The 23,275-nt window shown below is 70.1% G+C and carries 18 protein-coding genes; 9 read left to right on the forward strand and 9 right to left on the reverse strand.

What is annotated here, in order from left to right; genetic code table 11:
- The first annotated feature begins 4 nt into the window (after positions 1–4).
- From AB0M01_RS13300 to AB0M01_RS13325, 6 genes are all read left to right on the forward strand, one after another.
- On the forward strand, positions 5–1,078 hold the full coding sequence (locus tag AB0M01_RS13300) for a family 2 encapsulin nanocompartment cargo protein polyprenyl transferase (protein ID WP_363668858.1): 1,074 nt from the start codon (positions 5–7) through the stop codon (positions 1,076–1,078).
- Positions 1,079–1,091: 13 nt separating this feature from the next.
- Complete coding sequence (gene ispH, locus AB0M01_RS13305) at positions 1,092–2,078, forward strand: 4-hydroxy-3-methylbut-2-enyl diphosphate reductase (protein ID WP_363668860.1); 987 nt, start codon at positions 1,092–1,094, stop codon at positions 2,076–2,078.
- A 32-nt stretch (positions 2,079–2,110) separates the two neighbouring features.
- Entirely contained in the window at positions 2,111–3,253 is a 1,143-nt protein-coding gene (ispG, locus tag AB0M01_RS13310) for a flavodoxin-dependent (E)-4-hydroxy-3-methylbut-2-enyl-diphosphate synthase (RefSeq protein ID WP_363668862.1), read from the forward strand.
- On the forward strand, positions 3,250–4,017 hold the full coding sequence (locus tag AB0M01_RS13315; protein ID WP_363668864.1) for a hypothetical protein: 768 nt from the start codon (positions 3,250–3,252) through the stop codon (positions 4,015–4,017). The genes ispG and AB0M01_RS13315 overlap by 4 nt, the downstream gene beginning before the upstream one ends.
- 192 nt (positions 4,018–4,209) lie before the next feature.
- The gene (locus tag AB0M01_RS13320; protein ID WP_363668866.1) at positions 4,210–5,436 is read left to right on the forward strand and encodes a hypothetical protein; all 1,227 of its coding nucleotides are present in this window, start codon (positions 4,210–4,212) and stop codon (positions 5,434–5,436) included.
- Between the two features lie 294 nt (positions 5,437–5,730).
- Complete coding sequence (locus AB0M01_RS13325) at positions 5,731–8,430, forward strand: AAA family ATPase (protein ID WP_363668868.1); 2,700 nt, start codon at positions 5,731–5,733, stop codon at positions 8,428–8,430.
- Positions 8,431–8,475: 45 nt separating this feature from the next.
- Here AB0M01_RS13325 and AB0M01_RS13330 read toward each other — a convergent pair whose 3' ends face one another.
- Positions 8,476–10,530: a phosphocholine-specific phospholipase C gene (locus AB0M01_RS13330; protein WP_363668870.1), complete on the reverse strand. Its 2,055-nt coding sequence runs from the start codon at positions 10,528–10,530 to the stop codon at positions 8,476–8,478.
- Between the two features lie 189 nt (positions 10,531–10,719).
- On the opposite strand from AB0M01_RS13330, the gene AB0M01_RS13335 reads away from it, so the two are divergent.
- Positions 10,720–11,367, forward strand: coding sequence for a histone deacetylase (locus tag AB0M01_RS13335; RefSeq protein WP_363668872.1), 648 nt, complete (start codon positions 10,720–10,722; stop codon positions 11,365–11,367).
- Here AB0M01_RS13335 and AB0M01_RS13340 read toward each other — a convergent pair.
- The 3 genes from AB0M01_RS13340 to AB0M01_RS13350 form a co-directional block, all read right to left on the reverse strand.
- Positions 11,336–13,993, reverse strand: coding sequence for an ABC transporter permease (locus AB0M01_RS13340; protein WP_363668875.1), 2,658 nt, complete (start codon positions 13,991–13,993; stop codon positions 11,336–11,338). The genes AB0M01_RS13335 and AB0M01_RS13340 overlap by 32 nt on opposite strands.
- Positions 13,990–14,748: an ABC transporter ATP-binding protein gene (locus AB0M01_RS13345; RefSeq protein WP_363668877.1), complete on the reverse strand. Its 759-nt coding sequence runs from the start codon at positions 14,746–14,748 to the stop codon at positions 13,990–13,992. Before AB0M01_RS13345 ends, AB0M01_RS13340 begins: the two co-directional genes overlap by 4 nt.
- Positions 14,749–14,868: 120 nt before the next feature.
- A complete protein-coding gene (locus AB0M01_RS13350) occupies positions 14,869–15,525 on the reverse strand; it encodes a DUF2306 domain-containing protein (RefSeq protein ID WP_363668880.1) in 657 nt (218 codons plus the stop codon).
- Positions 15,526–15,666: 141 nt separating this feature from the next.
- Here AB0M01_RS13350 and AB0M01_RS13355 point away from each other — a divergent pair, with 141 nt between their 5' ends.
- On the forward strand, positions 15,667–16,533 hold the full coding sequence (locus AB0M01_RS13355) for a phosphotransferase (protein WP_363668882.1): 867 nt from the start codon (positions 15,667–15,669) through the stop codon (positions 16,531–16,533).
- 25 nt (positions 16,534–16,558) lie between these two features.
- On the opposite strand, the gene AB0M01_RS13360 is transcribed toward AB0M01_RS13355, so the two are convergent.
- The 5 genes from AB0M01_RS13360 to AB0M01_RS13380 all read right to left on the reverse strand — a co-directional run bounded on the left by AB0M01_RS13360 (position 16,559) and on the right by AB0M01_RS13380 (position 21,609).
- Positions 16,559–17,512 carry an NAD(P)-dependent alcohol dehydrogenase gene (locus tag AB0M01_RS13360; protein WP_363668884.1) on the reverse strand — a complete coding sequence of 318 codons (954 nt, stop codon included), beginning with the start codon at positions 17,510–17,512 and terminating at the stop codon, positions 16,559–16,561.
- Entirely contained in the window at positions 17,509–17,673 is a 165-nt protein-coding gene (locus AB0M01_RS13365; RefSeq protein ID WP_363669462.1) for a helix-turn-helix transcriptional regulator, read from the reverse strand. The genes AB0M01_RS13360 and AB0M01_RS13365 overlap by 4 nt, the downstream gene beginning before the upstream one ends.
- A 53-nt stretch (positions 17,674–17,726) precedes the next feature.
- Positions 17,727–18,152 carry a hypothetical protein gene (locus tag AB0M01_RS13370; RefSeq protein WP_363668886.1) on the reverse strand — a complete coding sequence of 142 codons (426 nt, stop codon included), beginning with the start codon at positions 18,150–18,152 and terminating at the stop codon, positions 17,727–17,729.
- Positions 18,153–18,287: 135 nt separating this feature from the next.
- Complete coding sequence (locus tag AB0M01_RS13375) at positions 18,288–20,420, reverse strand: M6 family metalloprotease domain-containing protein (RefSeq protein ID WP_363668888.1); 2,133 nt, start codon at positions 20,418–20,420, stop codon at positions 18,288–18,290.
- Positions 20,421–20,559: 139 nt separating this feature from the next.
- Positions 20,560–21,609 (reverse strand): hypothetical protein, encoded by a 1,050-nt coding sequence (locus AB0M01_RS13380; protein WP_363668890.1) that lies wholly within the window; start codon positions 21,607–21,609, stop codon positions 20,560–20,562.
- 171 nt (positions 21,610–21,780) lie between these two features.
- Here AB0M01_RS13380 and AB0M01_RS13385 point away from each other — a divergent pair, with 171 nt between their 5' ends.
- Positions 21,781–23,139 carry an NAD-dependent succinate-semialdehyde dehydrogenase gene (locus AB0M01_RS13385; protein WP_363668892.1) on the forward strand — a complete coding sequence of 453 codons (1,359 nt, stop codon included), beginning with the start codon at positions 21,781–21,783 and terminating at the stop codon, positions 23,137–23,139.
- Positions 23,140–23,275 lie beyond the last annotated feature (136 nt).

Genomic DNA, 23,275 nt, shown 5'->3' on the forward strand with positions numbered 1-23,275 from the left:
CGCGATGACGACAGTCGAACAGACCGGACCGTCCACCGACCCACCGGTCCAGCGGGTGCAGAGCACCGAAATCCCGGCCCAGCAGTTGCTGGCCTGGTCGCGGGACCAGGTCGAGCCGGCGCTGCGCGAAGCGGTCGGAAGGATGCCGCTGGCCACGCAGCGGATCACGAACTACCACTTCGGCTGGGAGGATGAGGACGGTACGCCGACCCGCGCGGACGGCGGCAAGGCGCTGCGCCCAGCGCTCGCGCTGCTCGCTTCACAGGCCGTCGGCGGTACGGCTGCGGCCGGCGTACCGGCCGCGGTGGCGGTCGAGCTGGTGCACAACTTCTCGCTGCTGCACGACGACGTGATGGACTGCGACACCACCCGCCGGCACCGGCCGACGGCGTGGACGGTCTTCGGGCTGGGTCCGGCGATCCTGGCCGGTGACGCGCTGCTCAGCCTGGCGTTCGACGTACTGGTTGCCAGCGGCCACCATGCTGCCGACGAGGCGGCGAAGGTCCTCGGCCAGGCGGTGCAGGAGCTGGTCGAGGGGCAGTTGGCCGACGCACACTTCGAGACCAGAAACGAGGTCGCGCTCTCCGAGTGCGTCCGGATGGCCCAGCTGAAGACCGGCGCGCTGCTCGGCTGCTCGACCGCCCTCGGTGCGTTGCTGGGTGGTGGACGGCCTGATCAGGTCGATCACCTGCGGCTGTTCGGCGAGGACCTCGGGCTCGCGTACCAGTACGTCGACGACCTGCTCGGGATCTGGGGCGATCCGCGGGTGACCGGCAAGCCGGTGCACTCCGACCTGCGGCGGCGCAAGAAGTCGTTGCCGGTGGTCGCCGCGCTGACCTCGGGCACGGAGGCCGGCCAGGCCCTGAGCAGCTTGTACGGCGGGACGCAGGACCTGTCCGACGCCGAGCTGATCCGCGCGGCGGACCTGATCGAGCAAGCCGGATCGCGCTCTCAGAGCCAGGCCCAGGCCGACGCGCTGCTGACCGCTGCCCTGGGGGAACTGCGGTCGGCGGCGACCGGGCGGCCGGCGGACGACCTGGAGCGGCTGGCGCGATTGGCGACCCGCCGGGACCGATGAGTTGGGGGGAGCTATGCCGAGAAGTACCGAGGATCCGAGCGGACTGACACCTGAGCCGCCGGCTGCGACCGCGCGCACGATCCTGCTCGCGTCTCCGCGCTCGTTCTGTGCGGGGGTGGAGCGGGCGATCGAGATCGTCGAGCTGCTGCTGGACCAGCGCCGGCCGCCGGTCTACGTGCGCAAGCAGATCGTTCACAACAAGCATGTGGTCGCTGATCTGGAGAGCCGGGGAGCGGTGTTCGTCGACGAGCTCGACGAGGTCCCGGACGGCGCGACCGTCGTGTTCTCCGCGCACGGCGTCGCGCCCGCCGTCCGGGCCGAGGGAGAGCGGAGGGGGCTGGACGTGGTCGACGCGACCTGCCCGCTGGTGACCAAGGTGCACGCCGAGGCCCGCCGGTACGCCGCCCGCGGCGACACCGTGGTGCTGATCGGGCACGCCGGCCACGAGGAGGTCGAGGGCACGATGGGTGAGGCGCTCGACCAGACGGTGCTCGTGGAGAGCGTCGAGGACGTGGCCGCGCTGGAGGTCGAGGACCCGACGCGAGTCTCGTACCTGACCCAGACCACGCTCGCCGTCGACGAGACCAGCGCGATCCTCGATGCCCTGCGCAACAAGTTCAAGGGGCTCCGGGGACCGGACTCGGCGGACATCTGTTACGCGACCACGAACCGTCAGGAGGCGCTGGGAGCGCTCTCCGAGGAAGCCGATCTCGTTCTCGTGGTCGGTTCGGTGAACTCGTCGAACTCGGTCCGCCTGGTCGAGCTGGCCGAGCGCCGGGGCACTCCGGCGTACCTGATCGACGACGCGTCGGGGGTGCGCGAGGAGTGGCTCGACGGCGTCCGGGTGATCGGTCTGACCGCGGGGGCGTCCGCGCCGCCGCGGCTGGTCGAGGGCGTGATCGAGGCGTTGCGTGCGCGCGGTCCGGTGGAGGTGGTGGAGCGGGAGGTCGCCCAGGAGACCATCCACTTCACGCTGCCGGTGGCGGTGAGGAACCCGTGACCGCGGTGCAGGGTGCGCCGGCTGGAGGTGCGGTGTCCGATGCGCCGGCAGGACGTGCTGCGTCCGGCTCCCCGGTCTCGCTCGGGGTGCCGACGCTGCCGCCGGCCCGGCGGAAGTCGCGGCAGTTGATGGTCGGCAACGTTCCGGTCGGCGGTGGCGCGCCCGTCTCGGTGCAGTCGATGACGACGACGCCGACCTCCGACGTGAACGCGACACTGCAGCAGATCGCGGAGCTGACCGCCGCGGGCTGCCAGATCGTGCGGGTCGCCGTACCGTCGCAGGACGACGCGGACGCGCTGCCGGAGATCGCGCGGCGCTCGCAGCTGCCGGTGATCGCCGACATCCACTTCCAGCCCAAGTACGTGTTCGCGGCGATCGACGCGGGCTGTGCCGGGGTCCGGGTGAACCCGGGCAACATCCGCAAGTTCGACGACCAGGTGGCTGGGATCGCGCGGGCCGCCGGGGCGGCCGGCGTACCGATCCGGATCGGGGTGAACGCGGGGTCGCTCGACCAGCGGCTGCTGGCGAAGTACGGGAAGGCGACACCGGCCGCGCTGGTCGATTCGGCGCTGTGGGAGTGCTCGCTGTTCGAGGAGCACGGGTACCGCGATCTCAAGATCTCGGTGAAGCACCACGACCCGGTGGTGATGATCGCGGCGTACCGGGAATTGGCCCGGCGCTGCGACTACCCGCTGCACCTCGGCGTCACCGAGGCCGGGCCGTTACTGCAGGGAACCATCAAGTCGGCGGTCGGTTTCGGCGTACTGCTGGCCGAAGGCATCGGAGACACGATCCGGGTCTCGCTGTCGGCGCCGGTGGTCGAGGAGGTCAAGGTCGGTGCGGGAATCCTGGAGTCGCTCGGGCTGCGGGAGCGCTCTCTGGAGATCGTCTCCTGCCCGTCCTGCGGGCGCGCGCAGGTCGACGTCTACACGCTGACCGAGAAGGTCGCGGCGGCGTTCGAAGGTTTCCCGGTGCCGTTGCGGGTCGCGGTGATGGGTTGCGTCGTGAACGGGCCCGGAGAGGCCCGCGAGGCCGATCTCGGGGTCTCGTCGGGCAACGGGAAAGGACAGATCTTCGTCCGGGGTGAGGTGGTCCGGACGGTACCGGAGAGCCAGATCGTGGAAGCGCTGCTCGAGGAGGCGCTGGCCCGCGAGTGGGGAGGAAACGACGAATGACGATGACCTTCAGCGGTCTGTTCTGGGTGGTCGGGCTGATGATCGTGACCGCCGTCCTGGCGGTGATCCTGCGCAAGGCCCGGCAGCGGTTCGGGCGGGAGGCCAACAACGAGGTCGCCGGCCAGGTGTTCACGATCGTCGGCGGGGTGAACGTCGTGATCGCGGCGTTCGTGCTGATCTCGCTGTTCGACGCCACGTCGTCGGCCAAGGACAACACCTACCAGGAGGCGAACTCGCTGGTCGCGGTCCGCTGGGCCAGCGACTCGCTGGCCGAGCCGGCGCGCTCCAAGATCGAGGATCTCGCGCAGCAGTACGCGACGCAGGTCGCGGAGGAGGAGTGGCCCGATCTGCGCACCGGGGCGCCGGTGAGCGAGCGTGGCTGGGAGCTGCTTTCCCAGCTGCAGAACGAGGTGGAGCGCGTTCCGACCAAGACCGATCGTGAGGAGGACAGCCGGGTCGAGGCGTCCACGCAGCTGTGGAACGTGTACCAGGCCCGGCAGGTGCGGCTGAACTCCGCCGGGAGCGGGGTGAGCGCGGTCGTGTGGTTCGCGATCGTGGTCGGCAGCGTGATGTCGATCGGGCTGATGTTCATGTTCGGCGGGCCCGGGGTCTACTCGTACGCCGTGATCGTGGCGATGTTGTCGGGGGCGATCGCGTTGATGGTGTTCGCGATCTACCAGCTGCAGAACCCGTTCAGCGGTGGGGCGAACGTCGGGCCCGATGCGTTCGTGGCGGCGCTCTCGCGGTTGAGTCGCGGAGGGTGAGTGCGGATGCCGGGTGGGGCTGTTCGTGAGGTTTCGGGTGAGGCCGGAGGCGCTCGTCGGGTGAGGCGATCGCGGCGGGGTAGAGGATCTCGCCTTGTCGGCCTGGTGCTGCCGGAGTTGCAGAACCCGATCTTTCCGCGGGGCAGGGGGTCTCGCCTTCGGCGGGGTGGCGCCTTGGGGTTGGCGGCCGGGTTGGCGGTCCTTCCCGTCGTGCTGGTCGCGGGGGAGTCGTCGGCTGACTCGTCGTGCTCGGTGCTGCAGGTGGACGCCGGCGGGCCGGTGTCGCTGTCGCGGCTGCGGCGGATCGAGCTGCCGTCGGGGCGAGTGAGCGATCTCGGCCGGCTCTCGTACCAGGTCGATGCGTTGGGGTACTCGCGTACGCAGGACCTCGCGTACGGGATCGCGGTGCGCGACAAGCACGGCTGGCTGCACCACGATCCGCACCTGGTGTCGATCACCCGGCGCGGGACCGTGACCGATCTCGGCGAGATTCGCCGCGGGGTCGGCGGGATCGCGGACCCGGTCGCGGGAGCGGTCTCCGGGAACCGGCTCTATCTGCGTGACACGCTGCGGCTCTACACGGTCGACATCGACCCCGGCAGCCCGACGTTCAAGAAAGTCCTGCGAGTGGTCAGGCTGAAGACGCTGATCGGGACGCTGACGCTCGACGACTTCGCCGTCGACTCGTCGAGCGGTTTGCTGTACGGCGTGTCGACGCTCGGGATCGGGCCGGCGAAGATCGTCAGCATCGATCCCGGCAGCGGGACGATGCGGGCGGTCGCCGTGGTGCGCGGCGTGCCGTCGATCGCGTCGTACAGCTCGGTGGTGATGTCGGGCCGGACCCTGTACGCCGTGCACACGCATCCGGGGCTGCGGAGCCGGATCGTGAAGATCGCGCTCTCCGGGGAAGCTCGTGAGGTCGGGTCGCTGCCGTCGGTGTGGAGCGGGGACGCTGCTGGTTGCCTTGGGCAAGTGGTCGTGCCACCGCCGCCTCCGCCGCCACCACCCCCACCGCCTCCGCCTCCGCCCTCGAAGCCGCCGAAGCCGCCGAAGGTGACGCCGAAGCCGCCTTCGCCGCCGCGGACCGTGCGCCCGCCCGCGCCGCGACCGACGCCGAAGCCGCCGTCGGTGGTGCGGCCGACGCCCACACCCACGCCTCGGCCGACGCCCACCCCGACGCAGGCGATCGAGCTGCCGCCGCCTCCGCCGCGGACGACCCCGACGCCTCGGCCGACACCCAGGCCGCGGCCGCCGGAGGTGACGCCGCCGCTCGTCAGCGCGGCGCCGCGGTTGGCCGCCGTACCGAAGGAAGAGGACCGGACGGTACAGGTGCTGCGGCGGTGGTCGATGGCGACGTTGCTGGTGATCCTGAGCGGCGGTGCCGCGATGGCAGCCCAGCGCCGGATGCGGAGGTCGTGACGTGCGCGGACGCGCGGGAGTGGGGAGGTGCGACCAGGTCGCGTGAGGAGGCGGCCTGGTGGGGAGATTGAAGATGAGTCCGGCTCAATTCGACTGGGGGTCGGCGGTGCTCGGAAACAGGGAGCGGTCACACTATGTGCGTGAAGCGGTTGACTCAGCGTAGTTTGAACGACACAAACGGCCAGCGGGCCGCCGGACGGACACGGAGGGTGGCCATCGGCCGCCCGGTGGGGACGTTCTAGGCGAGTGGCGGTGCGTAGGGCGAGTGGTGACCGGCCGGAAGGACCTCGGCTGGTGGGTAGGGAACGCGAGACGCGGCTGCTCCGGGCCGCGCTGGCGGCGGCACCGAGTCTGGTGCTGGTGGTCGGAGAGGCGGGAACCGGCAAGAGCCGGCTCGTCGCCGAGATCGCGCGGGACCATCCGGCGCGCTGGCTGACGGGTCAGTGTCATCCGATTCAGGACCAGGCGCCGCTGACCCCGGTGCTCGAGGCGCTGGCTCCGGTGATCGACGCGCGACCAGGCACGGGTACGCCGTGGCGTGGCGAGCTGGTCCCGGGGATGCGGCACTCGGTGTTCGCGCGGGTGACCGAGGTGCTCGGCGGGCTCGGCCCGGCGGTGCTGTTCCTGGAGGATCTGCACTGGGCCGATCGGGGGACGCTGCAACTGCTGCGGTTCCTGGCGAGCCGGCTACCGCGCGAGGTGCGGTTGATCGGGACGTACCGGCCGGAGGACACGCGCTCGGCCGGCGAGATCACGGCGCTCGCTGGATGCGTTCGCGCGGGGACGCGGACGACGGAGATCCGGGTGCAGCCGTTGCTGGCGGCCGCCGTACGGGAGATGGCGACGCGGCTGCTCGGGGTGGACGCGCTGCCGGAGCCGGTGGCGAACGAGTTGTTCGAGCGGACGGGTGGGTTTCCGTTCGTCGTCGAGGAGTTCCTGCGGGACCTGCCGGTCGGGCCGGACGGGCTGATCTCGGCGGTGGAGCGCGCTCTCGCGGAGACCCGGGCGCCGGTGGCGTTGCGGGCTTCGGTGACGATCAAGCTCGAGCAGGTGTCCGAGGCCTGTCGGCGGGTGGTGTGGGCGGCCGCCGTACTGGATTCGCCTGCGGCGGACAGTCTGGTCGGCGCTGTCGCCGAGGTGCATGGGATGGAGCTGACGGAGGCGGTTGACGTCGGGTTGGCGCGCGGGTTGTTGGGGCAGGTGCGGCCGGGGTTGTACGACCTTCGACATGCATTGGCTCAGCGGGCGGTGTACGAGACGATCCCGCCGGATGAGTTGCGGCGGTTGCATCGGCGGGCGGCCGAGGCGTTGGCCGCGCGGGAACCGGGAGCGCATGCGCGGATCGCGGATCACTCGCGGCGGGGTGGGCTCATCGACGTTTGGCTGGCGCAGGCGGAGTTGGCGGCCGGCCAGTTGGTCGCGGCGGGAGAGGCGGAGAGCGCGATCTCGCAGTTGCTGGAGATGCTCCGGGTGGAGGTGCTGCCGTGGGGTGACCGGGCGCGGCTGGCGACGCGGCTCGGGCAGGCGGCGGTGGAGTCGTCGCTGTGGGCCGAGGCGGTCGTTGCTATCCGGATGGTGCTTGATGAGGCGTTGGTGCCAAGCGTTGAGAGGGGTCGGCTCCGACTGGCTCTCGGCGTCCTGCTCCACGATCGGGCGGGGGAGTTCGGTACGGCGCGCCGGGAGCTCGCGGCGGCCGTCGCGGAGCTTGCGGACGATCCGGCGAGCGCGGCCTGGGCCATGTCCGCGCTGGCGGTGCCGACCTCGGGAGCCGAGGAGATCGCCGAGCATCGCGCGTGGATGCATCGGGCGCTGAGGCTGCTGGGGGAGACCCGGCTGTCGGCGGGGGCTCGCGGTGTCGCTGGCGCCGGGGCTCTGGATGATGCGGCGGGGGCGGGTGTTGCTGGGGTCGGGGCTCGGGTTGATGCGGCGGGGGCCGGTGCTGGTGGAGTCGCCGGGGTGATGGTGCGGCGGAACCGTGCGCGGCTGGGGGTCGCGCTGGGCGACCTCTCCGGGGTGGACGAGTCGGCGTATTCGGCGCGAGGGCTCTTGTGGCTGGGGCACGATCGCCGGAGTGCGGCGTTGCCTGCTGGGGTGGGGACGCGGTCGTGGCAGGCCTGGCTGGCGGGGGACTGGGAGCTGTTGCCGGAACGGTTGCTGAGGGCAAGGGTCGTGGGGGAGACCGCGCCGCTCGTTCAGGCGGAGCTGGACCTCATCGACGGACGGATGCGGCTGGCTCAGGGTGATGTCTCCGGAGCTCGGGAGCTCTTGCTGGCCGTCGGTGGGGAGTTGCCAGTACGAGCCGCAGCGCTGGCGACGGTCGGGCGGTTGCATCTGGCATCGGAGCAGGCCGGCGCGGCGCTGGAGGTGATCGAGGCGTTCGTCGAGGTCGTCCGCCGCAAAGACGGGTGGGCCTGGGCGAGCGAGTTCGTCGCGACGACGTGTTTGGCGATCGATGCGGTCGGGCGCCGGGCGGACGCGCTCGGGTTGCTGAACGAGTTCGAAGCCGGCCTCGCCGGTCGTGACGCGCCCGCCTCCGTTGCCGCGAGCAAACTCGTGCGCGCCTTCGTCGTCGGCGACCTCCCCTTCGACGACGCGGCCGCGGCGTACCGCGCGATCGGGCGTCCGTACGACGAGTGCCTGGCCCTGGAGGAGAAGGCCCGCCGGGCCTTGGATGTCGGCGACTCGACGCAGTTGGTCGCGCTCGCGTCGACGTACGAGAAGTTCGGCGCCCGCTGGGACGCGCGGCGCTGCCGCGACGCGCTGCGCGAAGCAGGGATCACCGTCACGACCCGCCGAGGCCGCAGAGGCTACGGGAACGCGCTCTCTCCGCGGGAGAGGGAGGTGGCCCGCCTGGCCGCCAAGGGCCTGAGCAACAACCGCATCGCCGCCGAGCTGACGGTGTCGGTCAGCACGGTCGAGGACCACTTGACGAACGCGATGCGGAAACTGAAGGTGCGCTCCCGCCACGACCTGGGTCCGTTGGTGAATCCATGAACCCGAACCCGCCGCGCAGGGTTGGGACTGCGCGGCGGGTGGGGGTCAGCGGGTGTGGATGCCCGGGTCGGACAGGCTCGGCTTGCCGGTCTCCACGTGGCCGGCCAGGCGGCGGGTCCAGGCGTCGTCGGCGGTGCTAGTGAGGCTGACGTCGTACCAGCTGTGGCTGTTGTGGAGGTCGACGGTGTAGCGGGCCGACGTGCCGGCGCGGACCTTCAACTGCTTCGGGTGGCCGCCGTACGCGTTGGTGACGGTGATGTGGTGGTCGACCGTGGACGAGTTGGTGATCGTCAGGTCGAGGTCACCGGTGCGCGCGTTGTGCCGCGCCTTCACCTCCGGACCCGGGACCGGCTTGCCGCGGAAGCTGCGCAGGAAACCGTTCGGGCCGTACACGTCCAGGTCGTACACGCCGTGCGAGTACGTCGTGTTCCAGCTGTCCGCGAGGGTCTTGCCGGCGCCGGTGGTGTACGTCCACGGACCGTCGGTCCGGTTCGCCGCCGCGACGTGGAACTGCGCGGCCGCCTCCGGGCCGGACTCGAACGAGAGCGTGTACTTGCCGGTGCTCGGCGTCACATTGCCGTCGACAACAGGTGCGTACGGCAACGGCCGGGTCTTGCGGCTGCCGCGCTCCTGCACCGGCAGCTTGCCGACCGCCGGCGGTACGGGCTTGTAGTCCGGGTGCCGGTCGCCGTCCGGCGGCTGGTACGACGAGGTGTCGGGCAGCCGCGCGGGCCGGCTCTGCTCGGTGCTGAAGTCGAACGCCGAGGTGAGGTCGCCGCAGATCGCGCGCCGCCACGGCGAGATGTTAGGCTCCTTGACGCCGAACCGGCGCTCCATGAACCGGATCACCGACGTGTGGTCGGACACCTCGGAGTTCACGAACCCGCCGGTGCTCCACGGCGACACGACGAGCATCGGAACGCGCTGCCCGAGCCCGTACGGGCCGGCGGCGTACTTGCTGCTGCCGGCGAAGAGATCAGGGCCGACGGCAACGGTCGACAGGCCCTGGTTGGCCGAGGCCGGCGGGAACGGCGGGACGACGTGGTCGAAGAAGCCGTCGTTCTCGTCGTAGGTGATGAAGAACGCGGTCTTGCTCCACACCTCGGGGTTGGAGGTGAGCGCGTCGAGGACCTGGGAGATGTACCAGGCGCCGTAGTTGGCCGGCCAGTTCGGGTGCTCGGTGAACGCCTCCGGCGCCGCGATCCAGGAGATCTTCGGCAGCTTGTTGGCCTTCACGTCGGCGCGCAGCCGGTCGAACAGACCGTCGCCGGCGGCAACGTTCGTACCGGTCCGGGCCTTGTCGAAGAGAGCGCTCCCCGGCTGGGCGTTGCGGTACTTGTTGAAGTAGAGCAGCGAGTTGTCGCCGTAGTTGCCGCGGTAGGCGTCATCGATCCAGCCCCAGCCGCCGTCGGCGTCGAGCCCGTCGCCGACGTCCTGGTAGATCTTCCAGGAGACACCGGCGCGTTCGAGGCGTTCGGGGTACGTCGTCCAGTCGTAGCCGAGCTCGTCGTTGCCGAGCACCGGGCCACCGCCGGTCCCGTCGTTACCGGTGTACCCGGACCACAGGTAGTACCGGTTCGGGTCGGTGGACCCGATGAACGAGCAGTGGTAGGCATCACAGATGGTGAACTTGTCGGCCAGCGCGTAGTGGAACGGGATGTCCTCGCGGGTCAGGTAGGCCATCGTGGTCGCGGTCTTGGCCGGGATCCACTGGTCGTACTTGCCGTTGTTGACGGCGTGGTGCCCGTCGCCCCAGCTGTGCGCGAGGTCCTGGATGAACTGCATCCCGAGGTCGTTCACCTGCGGCCGGAACGGCAGCACCTCCCGGGCGCCGTCGGACTGGTGCCACACCGACTTCCCGTTCGGCAGGTTCACCGGCCGCGGGTCACCGAACCCGCGCACCCCCTGCAGGGAGCCGAAGTAGTGGTCGAACGACCGGTTCTCCTGCATCAGGACGACGATGTGCTCGACGTCCTCGATGGTCCCGTGCCGGCGGTGCGCCGGAATCGCGGCGGCGGTCTCGATACTGCTCGCCATCGCGGCCAGGGCGGCGGAGCCCCCGGCCATCTGCAGGAACCGGCGACGGTTGACTTCTGCCATGCTGCATCTCCTCGTGGGCGGTCGAACGGAGCTTTCCCCATCAGCACTGCGGCGCGGACACCCGTTCGAGAACACCCGAAGACCAACACATGAACGAGCACCGCGCAGGACGCTACGCGCGAAACTGCCCGTTAACAAGATTAAACGCGCACTGAATTGCATGCCGGGAGCTGCGTAGGCTCCTCATTCATGACCGACTCCGTCTGGTACGTCGCCTACGGCTCCAACCTCGCTCAGGGCCGCTTCCACTGCTACGTCACCGGCGGCCGTCCTGCCGGCGGAAAGCGCGACTACCCCGGCTGTCGCAACCGGCGGCTGCCGACGGACACAGCCGCAGTCGAGATCCCTGGCGGGCTGGTCTTCTCCGGCGAGTCCGCGGTGTGGGGCGGCGGCCGAGCGTTCTACGACCTGAGCGAACGCGGCTCGGTCGCCGGGCGGGCGTACCTGGTGACGCGTGAGCAACTGGGTGACGTCGCCGCGCAGGAGATGTACAGAGAGCCGGGGAGCGCTCTCGCGCGGGATCTCGTGGGCGCGCTCGACGAGATCGAGTCGGTACGGGTGCTGGGCCCGGGCCGCTACGAGACGGTCGCGCGGGTGGGCGAGCGGGACGGCGTACCGATGTTCACCGTGACCGACGTGGGGGCGGGTGAGCTCGAGCCGGCCGCGCCGAGTGCTGCTTACTTGTGGTGGATCGCGGCTGGGCTGCGGGAAGCGCACGGGTGGAGCGCCCGGCGGATCGCGGAGTATCTCCGCCGGGCGCGAGGCGTCGTCGGTGCGTGGGAGCTGGATGCGCTCCTCGCACTTGCTACTCGTACTGAAGCGCCTCCAGCGGGTTGAGGCGGGCCGCTCGGCGGGCCGGCCAGATGGCGGCGAGGATGCCGACGACGATGGACAGGACGGCGAAGATGATCAGCTGGGAGGCCGGGACGGCGAAGCTGACTTCTTCGAGGCGGGCGGCCAGGAGCAGCGCCAGGCCGAGGCCGAGGACGATGCCGATGGCGGCGCCGATCAGGGCGGTGATGACGCTCTCGTGGCGGATCATGCGTTTCACCTGGCCGCGGGTGAGGCCGACGGCGCGGAGCATGCCGAGCTCGCGGGTGCGTTCGAAGACGGTCAGGACGAGCGTGTTCACGATGCCGAACAGGCTGACCAGGACCGACAGCGCGAGCAGGACGTACAGGACGTTGAGGATGCTCTTGATGCCGTCGGTCTGCGACTTCTTGAACGCGTCGCGGTCGAGCGCCTTCGCGTTCGGGAACGTGCTCAGCGTCCGGTCGAGCGCGGCCGTGTTCTCCGCGGTGACCCCGCCGTCGAGGTTGACGAACGTGTAGACGTTCAGCGGCTGCGGGTTGTTCGCGTCGAACGCCGCGGTCGACATCGTCACGTTCCCGAACGGCGAACCGCCCGCGGGCGGCCGGAACACCCCGAGCACCTTCAGCGTCTGCGCCTTCCCGGTCACCGTCGTCAGCGCGAGCTGCGACCCCGGAACCAGAGCGTGCTCGTCGGCGTAGTCCGCGTCGACGATCGCTCCATCGCTTCCGAGCGAAGCCAGCGACTGCTGCGACCCCGACCGCCAGTCGAATGTCAGCAGCTCTGGCGCGGCCGCATCGACTCCGGTGATCTGAATCCTCTCCCCGTACGCCGACGCCTGCCCGCCGCGCACACTCGTCACCGCCGACACCCCAGGCGTCGTCGCCACGGCGGCGGCGACCTCCGGCGGCAGCGGGCTGAAGTTGTTCTGCGCCGTGATCGCGTAGTCCGCGCTGAAGATCCCGTCCACCGCGTCCTCGAACGGCTTGATGATCCCGGCGCCCAGCGTCGCGACGAGCGTCACCAACGCGAGCCCGATCATCAGCGCAGCCGCCGTCGACGCAGTCCGCGCCGGATCGCGCCGGCTGTTCTGCCCGCCGATCGTCGTCGCCGGCCCGTCCGGCAGCACCCGCGGGAACTCCGCCGTACGCCGGAACGCGCGCTTGACCAGCCAGACCAGCGCCAGCACCGGCCAGACCAGAATCGTCAACGTCACCACCGACCATCGCGCCACCGGATCGGACGCCGCCGCCAGCGGCTTCACCAGCCGCGCCGAGAACAGCGCGACACCGATGAACAACAGCAGCACACCACCACCGAGCATGCTCAGCAGACCCGACGTCGGCAGCCCGTCGACGAACAGCCCGACCACCACCAGCGCGATCCCAGCGATCGCCAGCAGCGCCGCGCCGATCGGCCGGTACCGGTTGAAGCGACCAGGCACCGGCTTCGCCCCTTCCCGTACGGCGGCGATCGGCGGCACCCGCGTCGCCCGCCACGCCGGCCGCAGACTCGCGAACACCGTCACGAGAATCCCGACCAGCAGCCCGACCACGATCGTGCGCGTCTGGAACACGAGCCCGTTGTTCGGCAGCGTGAACCCGACCGCGTCGAACAGGTTGAACAGCCCGGTCGCGATCCCGAGCCCGAGCAGCAGCCCGGCGACCGACGCCAGTACGCCGGTGATCAGCGCCTCCAGCACCACCGACCCGAGGATCTGCCGCCGCGAGGCGCCGAGCGTCCGCAGCGTCGCGAACTCGCGGGTCCGCTGCGCGATCGTGATCGACAGCGAGTTCGCGATCACGAACGACCCGACGAACAGTGCGATCCCGCCGAAGACCAGCAGGAAGGTGCGGAAGAAGTCGAGGAACCCGCTGGTGTCGGCGGCGTCCGCGGCGGCCTGCTCCTCCGCCGTACGGACCTGGGTCCCGGGCGGGAGAACCTTGCCCACGGCATCGACCAGTTGTTGCTGCGTCACCCCGTCCTTGGCGGCGATCAGGATCTGGTCGTACTGGTTCCCCTTGCCGAACAGCTGCTGCGCCGTACCGAGCTCGAACCCGGCCAGCGTCGCCCCACCGATCGACGCGACCTGGCCGAACTCGACCAGCCCGGAGACCCGCATCCGCTCGGCCGGCCCGCGGGCCTGGACGCCGATCTCGTCGCCGGGCGCGAACCCCTTCTCCTTCGCGGTCTGGGTGTCGATGACGACCTCGCCCGCGCCCGGCCAGTTGCCGCCGACCAGCGTGAGCGCGTTGAACTGCGGCAGCGCCGGGTTGACGCTGAAGCCGAGGTTGGGCGCGCCGCCGAAGACGATCGCCTTCCCGTCGCGGCCGATCAGCTGCGCCTCGCCGAACACGCTGCCGTCGGCGGCGCCGACCTCGGGCAGCTTCTCGATCACCGGCAGCGCACTCGCGGCGAACGGCGGTGCGACGCCGCCGGCGGAGTCCGTGGTGGTGTCGAACGCGGTCTTGCCGGTGACGGTCGCGTCGGTGTTCTTGTAGTTCTCGGAGAAGATCGAGTCGAAGGCGCCGGTGATCGAGTCGGTCAGCACGTACGTACCGGAGATCAGCGAGACACCCAGTACGACGCCGATCGCGGTGAGCGCGGTCCGGAGCTTACGGCTGAGCATCCCGGCCAGCGCGAACCGGATCACTGCAGGTCCAGCGTGTCGATCACCTGCAGGATGTCGTGCTGGCTGATCCGCCCGGTCTCCTTCACGATCCGGCCGTCGGCCAGGAACAGGATCCGGTCGGCCATCGCCGCGGCGCGCGCGTCGTGGGTGACCATCACCGTCGTCTGCCCGTACTCCTCGACCGACTGCCGCAGCAGCTCGAGGATCTCCTTGCTGGTGCGGGAGTCGAGGTTGCCGGTCGGCTCGTCGGCGAACACGACGGTCGGCTGCGAGACCAGCGCCCGCGCGATCGCGACCCGCTGCTGCTGACCGCCGGACAGCTCGGCCGGGCGGTGCGTGAGCCGGTCGGCGAGCCCGACCCGCTGCACCAGCGCGTCGAAGTACGCCGGGTCGGCGCGCCGGCCCGCGATCGTCAACGGCAGCAGGATGTTCTCCCGCGCGGTCAGCATCGGCAGCAGGTTGAAGAACTGGAAGATGAAGCCGATGTGCTCGCGGCGCAGCTTGGTCAGCTGGTCGTCACCGAGGGTGGTGATCTCGGTCCCGGCGATCCGGACCGAGCCGGACGTCGGCCGGTCCAGACCGGCGAGCAGGTGCATCAGTGTCGACTTGCCGGAGCCGGACGGCCCCATCACCGCCGTCAGCTGCCCGGGTTCGATCCGGACGTTCACGCCGTGCAGCGCGCGGACGGCGGTGTCGCCCTCGCCGTACACCCGGACCAGGTCCTCGGCGAGTACGGCGTCAGTGGTCTGGTTGATTGGTTCGTCCGTGCCGATCATTGCCCCTCCCGGCAGATCAGCGGCCCCCAGCCGATCGTGTCCTCCCTGATCTGCCGAGTCTGCTCCCGCCGCCCGCGCGACCACAACGCCTTTCCGGGACAAGTGGGGGACCGGTCAGGGTCACCCGCGCGGCTGCGGACTGGTCCGGAGCCACCACTCCGCGAACGCCACGTGCATCGCGAAGGCCAGCCAGAACGCGACCGCGAACGCGTCCGGGAAGTCCAGCCAGCCGGCCGCGGTGAAGACGAAGATCCAGATCCGGATGGTGCCGACACCGATCCCGACCGCGAACGCGCGGATCATCCAGCGGCGATGCTGTACGACGTCGTCGCGCTTGATCGCCCGGAAGGCGTTCACCAGGCAGACCAGGAACCACAGGCCGAAGACCACCGACGCGCCGGCCTCGCCCGGTCCGCCGTACGGGTGCAGTACGCCGAACACGATCGCGAACGCGCCGCCGAGAAGCGCGCAGCTGAGCAGCACGCGACCGAGGCGGCGGTGCAGCGTGTAGTGCTTGGAGCGGATCCGGTGGGCGAGCTGGATCGGGGCGCCGATCAGGTAGACGACCGACGGCGCGATGTGGAGGTAGGCGAGCCACGGGTGCTCGACGTACGCGCGATCGATCTCGTCGGCGGGCAGTGTGCCGTCGGCGAGGTGCGGTACGTCGCGCAGCATGCGGCCGACGGCGAACGCGAGGACGATGCCCGCGAGCAGGACGATCAGGCCCTGGACGAGGCGTAGTTTGCTGGGCTTCAGTGTCACCTCGGTCTGCGTCATCAGCGCCTCCACCTGCCGGCCGCCCCTCCGCGGACCCGGCCGGATCCGGCGACTCGGTTTCGACGCTACGGACGGCCGCTTTCAACGGCCTGTCATCGAAAACGGGTCGTACTCACGGATGACAGCGGCGAGGATGACCGGATGGACGAGGTGCTGAAGTTCTGGGGACTCGCGGGATCCGTGCCGCGGCCGGTCGGGCTGGGCTGGAACAACACGAGCTACTTCGTCGGCGACTTCGTCCTTCGGGTGCACCTGAACGCCGGGGTTCCGGAGTACGAGCACGCGGTGCTGCGCGGACTGGGAGAGCTGTCGTTCGCGGTGCCGGAGCCGGTGCTGACGGAGGACGGGCGGACGTGGGTGCCGTTCGGGGAGCGGGTGGCCAGTCTGTGCCGGCGGATTCCGGGGGAGCATCCGGAGCGGTCGGATCTTCGGCAGGTCGAGGCGTGCGGGCGGGCGCTGGGGGAGTTGGACGTCGCGCTGGCCGAGCTCGAAGGACTGCCGGTGCGGAAGATGTGGAACGGCGACCTGACGGAGGTGCATCCGCTGGTGCCGAGTCCGGCGGACCTGGAGGACGATGTGCCGGGAGTGGGGGAGGTGCTGGCCCGGATCGGGCCCCGGGACGACCTGCCGGTGCAGGTGATCCACGGCGACATCGGACCGACGAACGCGCTGGTCGTCGGAGAGCGCGTCACCGGGATCCTGGACTTCGAGTTCACCGGGCCGGGGTACCGGGCGATGGATCTCGAGACCGGGCTGTCGAGCTTCGGCGGCGACGAGTGGACGCTGCCGAGACCCTGGCCGGTCAACGACGCGTTCCGGCGCGGGTACTTCGAGCGGATGCCGTTGAGCGACGGCGAGATCGCGGCGCTGCCCTGGCTGCAGATGGTGCGCGAGGCAACGACCTTCGTGCACTGGGCCGGACGGTGGCGGGCCGGGCTCACGTCGTACGACGACCTGCGCGGCCGCGCGGAGCGGATGCTGCAGGTCGCCGAGCTCGTGGACTGGTGAGATCGCCGGGGAGCGCTCTCCCGGATCAGATCGTGATCACGAGCTTGCCGCGCGGGTGGCCGTCGCGGAGATGGTGGATCGCCTCGGCGGCCTCGTCGAGGGTGTAGGTGCGGTCGATCGCGGGCTTCACCTGGCCCGCCTCGATCAGGTCGCGGAGCTCGACGTAGTCCGCCGCGCGCTCGGAGCTGATCAGGCCTTTCAGCTGCTGGCCGACGAAGAGCGAGAGCAGCCCGGCCCACAGCGTCCGGCTCATGCCGCCGAGCAGCCCGCTGGTCTCGCTGCCGATGATCACCAGCCGGCCCTTCGGCTTCAGCGCGCGGCGCAAGATCGCGAGAGAGCGGTTCCCGCCTGTGTCCAGGATGAAGTCGTACGCCGCCGCCGGCAGCTCGTCGCGGGTGTAGTCGAGAGCCTCGTCGGCGCCGAGCTCGCGGACCAGGTCGAGCTTCGGCGTACTGCAGACGCCGGTCACGTGGGCACCCGCGGCCTTCGCGAGCTGTACGGCGTACGAACCAACGCCGCCCGCGGCCCCGAGCACGAGAACGCGCTCTCCGGCGCGAATCCCGCGCGTCCCCTGCAGCGCCGTCCCGCCGGAGACCGGTACGGCGGCCGCCTGCTCGAAGCTCAGGTTGGCCGGCTTGCGGGTCAGCTTGTCGACGCGGCCCACGGCGTACTCGGCGAACGAACCGCTGCGGCACGTCCCGTACACCTCGTCGCCGACCTCGAAGTCGGTCACCCCAGGCCCGACCGCCTCGACCACCCCGGCGACGTCCCGCCCGCTGACTCGCACCCGCGGCGCCCGCAGCCCGATCCAGAGCCGGACGATCTTCGGCTCGCCGGCCATCAGGTGCCACGTCCCCTGATCGACTCCCGCCGCCTTCACCTTCACCAGCACCTCGTTGCCCCCAGCAACAGGCTGCGCGATCTCGCCGACCCGGAGCACCTCCGGCGACCCGTACCGGTCCTGCACGACTGCCCTCATGATTCCTCCCCTGGATACTGGAACACGTCCTCGAGCGGCACCCCGAACACCGCCGCGATCTGGAACGCGAGCTCGAGCGACGGCGAGTACCGCCCCTGCTCGATCGCGATCACCGTCTGCCGCGTCACCCCGATCCGCCGCGCCAGCTCGGCCTGCGTCATCTCGTCGTGGGCGAACCGCAACGTGCGGATCGCGTTCGTCACCCGCGTCGGCTTCACCACGGCAGCCCCCGCCGGTAGGCGACGATCCGCGCCACCGACCCGAGCACGGCGGACAGGAAGAACGCCAGGTAGACGGCGTTGGCGATCCAGAAGTGCTCGACCTTCAGCATCGCCAGCCCCATCGCGGTGACCCCTCCGATCACCACGAACGACTGCCCGACCTGCTCCCCGAACCGCGCGATCTCCCGGTCCCGCTGATCCATCTGCGGCCCGTCCTCCTTGCCCCCGGCCGCCGCGACCACCACCTCCAGCACGATCGCCGCCACGATCGCGAGCCCGATCGACCAGAGCATCACCCCGACGTACGGGGTGTCGCCCCAGCTGCCGTCCACCCGCCCCAGCACGATCACGGCGTACACCAGGTACCCGATCACCGACACCGTCACGAACACCCAGGCCCGCTTCTCCTGAAACGCCACCGCAACCCCCTGAGTAAAAAATCTTTGACACCTCGAAGGTAAAGCACACCAGACACTGTGTCAAAGATTCTTTACAGATCGCGGCAAACGAAAGCCGGGCGGGGGAGTCCCTCGCCCGGCTTCGCGTTTCAGGAGCTACTTGGCGAGCGCCACGCAGCTCGTCGTGGACTTCTTGGTGGGGTCGGACTCGGAGACCGCCGTCAGGGTGACCTTGCCGAGGGCGGCCGAGCGGCCGTCGTACTTGGCCTGGACCGGGACGGCGACGGTGGAGCCCGTCTTGGCGGTGGTGAGGGCGTTGGGCAGGTTGACCGACCAGCCGCGGCCCTCGACCTTGGCGGTGAGGCGGTAGACGTCGCTGGTCAGGTACTTGCTGACGTCCTCGGGGTGCTGGCCGGCGGGGGTGGCGGTCTTGCCGGTGTTGGTGAGCGGGAAGTTGCAGGTCGCGAAGCCGGCGCGGCCGGGGAGGCCGACCGTGGGGAGCAGGCGGACGCCGCGCTTGGCGGGGCCGGCGCCGTCGAGGGAGCGGACGGCGACGGTGTACGACAGGATTCCCTTGCTGTCGCGCTTCACGTTGGTGACGTAGAAGTGCAGGCGGTTCGCCTGGTCGACGTACTCGTACTCGCTGCCGGAGTTCGTGCCGGCATGGAAGAGCGCGTCGGACAGCTGGCGGTAGTCGCCGATCGTGATCGGGACCTTGGTGCCGTCGGGCAGGACGTAGTCGGTCATGTTGATGTCCTGCGGGTTGGCGTCGATCACCCACTCGAACGGCGCCCGGTCCTGGTCCTTCGTCTTGGCCAGCAGTACGCCGGAGTCCGGCGTGAACGAGTCGGTGCCCATTCGGTCGACGACCTCGAGCGTGTAGTTCTGGTACCCGCGGCCGTCGCACAGCGGGTCGGTCGCCGTGCTGCACGCGGGCGCGAGGTCACCGCCGCCGAGCGTGATGTTGATGCCGGACAGCCCGGCCGGACCCGGCTGCGCGACCCGCGCGGTCACGTCCGCGACCACGACGCCGGACTGCGCGAGCGCGGCCCGGTCGAGCCGGAGCACGTTCTGCTCGTCGACCATCTCTAGCTTGATCTTGTTCCGCAGCATGTGCTGCGCGCCCATCGACGCGCCGCCGGTCGCGGGGATCATCCAGCGGCTGTGCGGACCACCCGGGCCGTTGAAGCTGCCGCGGCTGAGCATCTCCCAGATGCCGGTGTACGCGCGTCGCGGCGGTACGCCGTACGGGTTGTTGTAGTTGTCGCCGATGCCGAGGATGTGGCTGAACTCGTGCGCGAACACGCCCATCCCGGAGCTCTCGGCCTGTGTCGACGAACCGCCGCCGGCGTTCGGCCAGATCGAAGCGCCGGCCTGCCAGGAGGTCCAGTCGACGTACCGGGTGTCGGACCAGTTCGGCAGCGCCGGGTCCGGCGGTCCGAACTCGTCGGTGACGTCCTCCTTGGTCGGGAACTTCATCATCCCGAACTCCTGCCAGGTGGACGACTCGTCCTGCCCGGCGCTCAGGAAGAAGACGAAGTCGAACCCGGCCGGGACCTCGGCGCCCTGGTCGGCGACCCAGGCCGCGCGGCCGTCGGTGCGCAGGTCGCGGTCGCAGTTGTCGCCGGCCGGGCAGGCGCCGTCGCCCTGGAACTCCATCGCGTACTCGTGCGACTTGCCGGGCATCCGGTACGGGCCGAACGCGTCCAGCTGGACGCCGTACCGGCCGCCGGAGTCCTCCATCCAGTACTCGTGCAGCGTGTGGCCGCGGTTGAGCGCACCGGGCTTGTTGAGGAAGTCGTGGTAGAACTGCGCGACCTGGTCACGCGGTACGCCGTTGGCTTCGGCGCTCGGGTTGCCGAACGGTGTCGAGTTCTTCGGCTGGGTGACGACGAAGTCCTTGTCGGGGTAGTCGACCAGGACGAGCGCGCCCTTGAAGGTGCGCTTCGACCCCTGGACGGCGGGGTCGGACCAGTTCGTCCCCGGCGGCTTCTTGTAGTCCGACCAGGTCATGTGGTCGGGGTTCTCCCAGTTCTGGGGATCGATGGGCGCACCGAACGCGCCGGTGCCGTTGGCCGGACCGGCCAGGCGGTTCGCGGCCGGCGCCGGCTGCGACTGCTGCCACGGCTGCTGCTGCGGCCAGTGGTCGAACTGCCAGGCGTTGACAGGGTCGGGCTGGGCGGCGACGGTGGCCGGCGCGGGCGACGCGAGCGCCACTCCGGCGACGGCCGCGGCGGCGAGCACGGTCACCAGCCGCAGGACAGGACGGGACTTCCGTTGAACGGGCACGGGCGGTATCCGATCGACGATGGGCGGGGAACTTCCTCCGACGGCCGCGCCGCCGGGCAATTCTTGCCCAAGCATGCCCCGTTGACCGTGCTGGCGAACAGTAGCGATCCGACGGTTTTCCCCTGTCTTGTTCAACCGGTCAAGCTGCTGCCCAGCCGGACAGATAGGAGAGGTGGTGAGAGGTCCCGAGTGCAATCAGCTTGCTGCGGGCGCCGAGAGTTTCGACCGAACCCGCGGCTCCGCGCGCGATCAAGCCGTCGCCCCACGAGTACTCCGGCCCCGAGAAGCTGCCCGACTCGACGATGCCCCGGCAGACGACTCCCGCCGCGAGCGCCTGCTCGCCTTCTACACCCGGATTGGCCACTCGCTCGCGAACGTAGAGCCAGTGGTCGGAGCACGAGTACTTGACATTCATGTGAACGCTCGGAAAGCGGCCCGGCTCGGCGCCCGGATGAACCACCCCGTAGTCGCCGAAGCGCAGGTCGCGCGGTCCGGCCGCGCTGGCCGCCTGCCAGACGAGCTCCTCGTACCGAGGTTGCTCCCAGGCGTGGGAGTGGCTGAGCAGCTTGGGAACAGATCCGCTGAGCAGAGTCCTGGACCGGAAGGTGGCCTGGCGCTCGAAGTCGTCGAGCAGGCGGACCACCTGCGCCACGACCGGATCGGCCGCGGAGTCGACGTACCCCAGATCCAGTACGAGGTCGGTCGTGGCTGGATCGATCCCCGGCTGCGCGACGAAGTCGGCCACCTGGCGTGGCGAGATCGTGCTGACCCGGGCTCGTAGAGCGCATCCGTGGCCGATCTCCTCGCCGAGGCGCCAGGTGGCGGCGATCTGCTGCTGATCGGCGTCAGCTGGGATGACCGGGACGAACGGCGCCGGATCCGGCCGGAGCAGGTCGGTGGTGTCGGCCAGCAAGTCGTACAGCGCCTCCAGCGCGCCCGCGCCGCCCTGCGGAAAGCGGCCGTCGGCCGGCAGGTGACTCGCATCGACCATGGCGAGGCAGTCCCGGTCCTGCAGCTCGTGGACCGCCCGAACGACGCGCTGGAGCAGTCCGTCTCTCGGCTTGTCCGGTTCGAGCTCGAGACTCAGCAATGGCTGGGCTCGCAGGGTCGGGCCGAGGCTGCTCACTGCCTCGAGCTCACCGCGTTTCGAGCGGAGCGCGATGACGGGCCAGGTGTCGGTGGGCGCCATCGCTCCTCCAGTCACTCAACGTCATGAACTTCAACGGTAGGTGAAGGGTTGGGCGGTCGCAGCGACACGTCCAGGGCCGGATGAGAGATGAGATGACTGTATACAGTATGTAGAGAAGCCGTTAGCCTGTGCTCTTGCGCACTGTCGTAGAGAACGGAGGACTCGTCCCCCATGTACTCAGTCACAGACCCGGCCACGGGTGAACTGGTCGAGGAGATCGAGAACGCCAGCGACGAGCAGGTTCGGGCGGCCATCGAGCGGGTGCACACCGGCTTCGCGGCCTGGCGGCGACGGCCGGTGGCCGAACGGGCCGCGATCGTCGCGCGGGCGGCGGACCTGTTCGCCGAGCGGGCCGACGAGCTGGCGGCGATCATGACGCTGGAGATGGGCAAACGGATCAACGAGGGCCGCGGTGAGGTCGGCATCGTGGTCGACATCTTCCGGTACTACGCCGAGCACGGCCCGGACCTGCTGGCCGACGAGCCCATGAAGGTCAAGACCGGCGACGCGATGATCACCAAGGAGCCGATCGGCGCGCTGCTCGGCGTGATGCCGTGGAACTTCCCGGTCTACCAGGTGGCCCGCTTCGTCGCGCCGAACCTGGTGCTCGGCAACACCATCCTGCTCAAGCACGCCTCGATCTGCCCGCGCGCCTCGGTGGCGATCGAGCAGATCCTGTACGACGCCGGCGTACCGGACGACGCCTACGTGAACGTGTTCGCGTCCAGCCGGCAGGTGCCGTGGATCCTCGCCGACCCGCGGATCGTCGGCGTCTCGCTGACCGGGAGCGAAGCGGCCGGGATCTCGGTGGCGGCCGAGGCGGGCAAGAACCTGAAGAAGACCGTGCTGGAGCTCGGCGGGTCCGACCCGCTGATCGTGCTCGACACCGACGACCTCGACGAGACCGTCAAGGCGACCGCGACGGCCCGGATGCGCAACTGCGGCCAGTCCTGCAACGCGCCGAAACGGATGATCGTGCTCGCCGACCTGTACGACGAGTTCGTCGACAAGCTGACCAAGCGGGTTTCGGAGTACTACGTCGCCGGTGACCCGTCAGACCCGAAGACCACGCTGCCGCCGCTCGCGTCGATCGCCGCCGCGGATGAGGTCGCTGAGCAGGTCGCGACGGCGATCGAGCAGGGTGCGACGCTGCGCACCGGCGGGCACCGGGTCGGGCCCGGCGCGTACCTGGAGGCGACGGTCCTGACCGATGTCACGCCGGAGATGGACGCCTACCGCGACGAGATCTTCGGCCCGGTGGTGCTGGTCTTCAAGGCCGAGACCGAGGAGGAGGCGATCGCGATCGCCAACGACTCACCGTTCGGGCTGGGCGCGAGCGTGTGGGGGACCGATCCCGAGCGGAACACCCGCGTCGCGCGGCAGATCGAGGCGGGGATGGTGTACCTGAACAGCGCCGGCGGGTCGTCGGCGGATCTGCCGTTCGGCGGGATCAAGCGGTCGGGCCTCGGCCGGGAGCTGGGGCCGGCGGGCATCGAAGAATTTATGAACAAGAAGAGCATTCGACTGTGAGCAGAGCCGGGGGGGGGGGGGCGGCCCCCCCCCCCCCCCCCCCACCCAAAAAAAAAATAAAAACAACGGCGGGGCGTGGTGGACGATGGGTGGATGGTATGGGTGCAAATCTAAAAACATGTGCACCACACTGCTC

It is taken from the genome of Kribbella sp. NPDC051770 (assembly GCF_040681455.1).
Lineage (GTDB): Bacteria > Actinomycetota > Actinomycetes > Propionibacteriales > Kribbellaceae > Kribbella.

What these genes read in the sequence shown, in the direction of transcription:
- AB0M01_RS13385 (WP_363668892.1), top strand. Translation starts at nt 21,781, where the DNA reads ATGTACTCAGTCACAGACCCGGCCACGGGTGAACTGGTCGAGGAGATC.
- AB0M01_RS13360 (WP_363668884.1), bottom strand. Translation starts at nt 17,512, where the DNA reads ATGAGGGCAGTCGTGCAGGACCGGTACGGGTCGCCGGAGGTGCTCCGG.
- AB0M01_RS13355 (WP_363668882.1), top strand. Translation starts at nt 15,667, where the DNA reads ATGGACGAGGTGCTGAAGTTCTGGGGACTCGCGGGATCCGTGCCGCGG.
- AB0M01_RS13330 (WP_363668870.1), bottom strand. Translation starts at nt 10,530, where the DNA reads ATGGCAGAAGTCAACCGTCGCCGGTTCCTGCAGATGGCCGGGGGCTCC.
- AB0M01_RS13335 (WP_363668872.1), top strand. Translation starts at nt 10,720, where the DNA reads ATGACCGACTCCGTCTGGTACGTCGCCTACGGCTCCAACCTCGCTCAG.
- ispH (WP_363668860.1), top strand. Translation starts at nt 1,092, where the DNA reads ATGCCGAGAAGTACCGAGGATCCGAGCGGACTGACACCTGAGCCGCCG.
- AB0M01_RS13315 (WP_363668864.1), top strand. Translation starts at nt 3,250, where the DNA reads ATGACGATGACCTTCAGCGGTCTGTTCTGGGTGGTCGGGCTGATGATC.
- AB0M01_RS13380 (WP_363668890.1), bottom strand. Translation starts at nt 21,609, where the DNA reads ATGGCGCCCACCGACACCTGGCCCGTCATCGCGCTCCGCTCGAAACGC.
- AB0M01_RS13350 (WP_363668880.1), bottom strand. Translation starts at nt 15,525, where the DNA reads ATGACGCAGACCGAGGTGACACTGAAGCCCAGCAAACTACGCCTCGTC.
- AB0M01_RS13345 (WP_363668877.1), bottom strand. Translation starts at nt 14,748, where the DNA reads ATGATCGGCACGGACGAACCAATCAACCAGACCACTGACGCCGTACTC.
- AB0M01_RS13365 (WP_363669462.1), bottom strand. Translation starts at nt 17,673, where the DNA reads ATGACGCAGGCCGAGCTGGCGCGGCGGATCGGGGTGACGCGGCAGACG.
- AB0M01_RS13300 (WP_363668858.1), top strand. Translation starts at nt 5, where the DNA reads ATGACGACAGTCGAACAGACCGGACCGTCCACCGACCCACCGGTCCAG.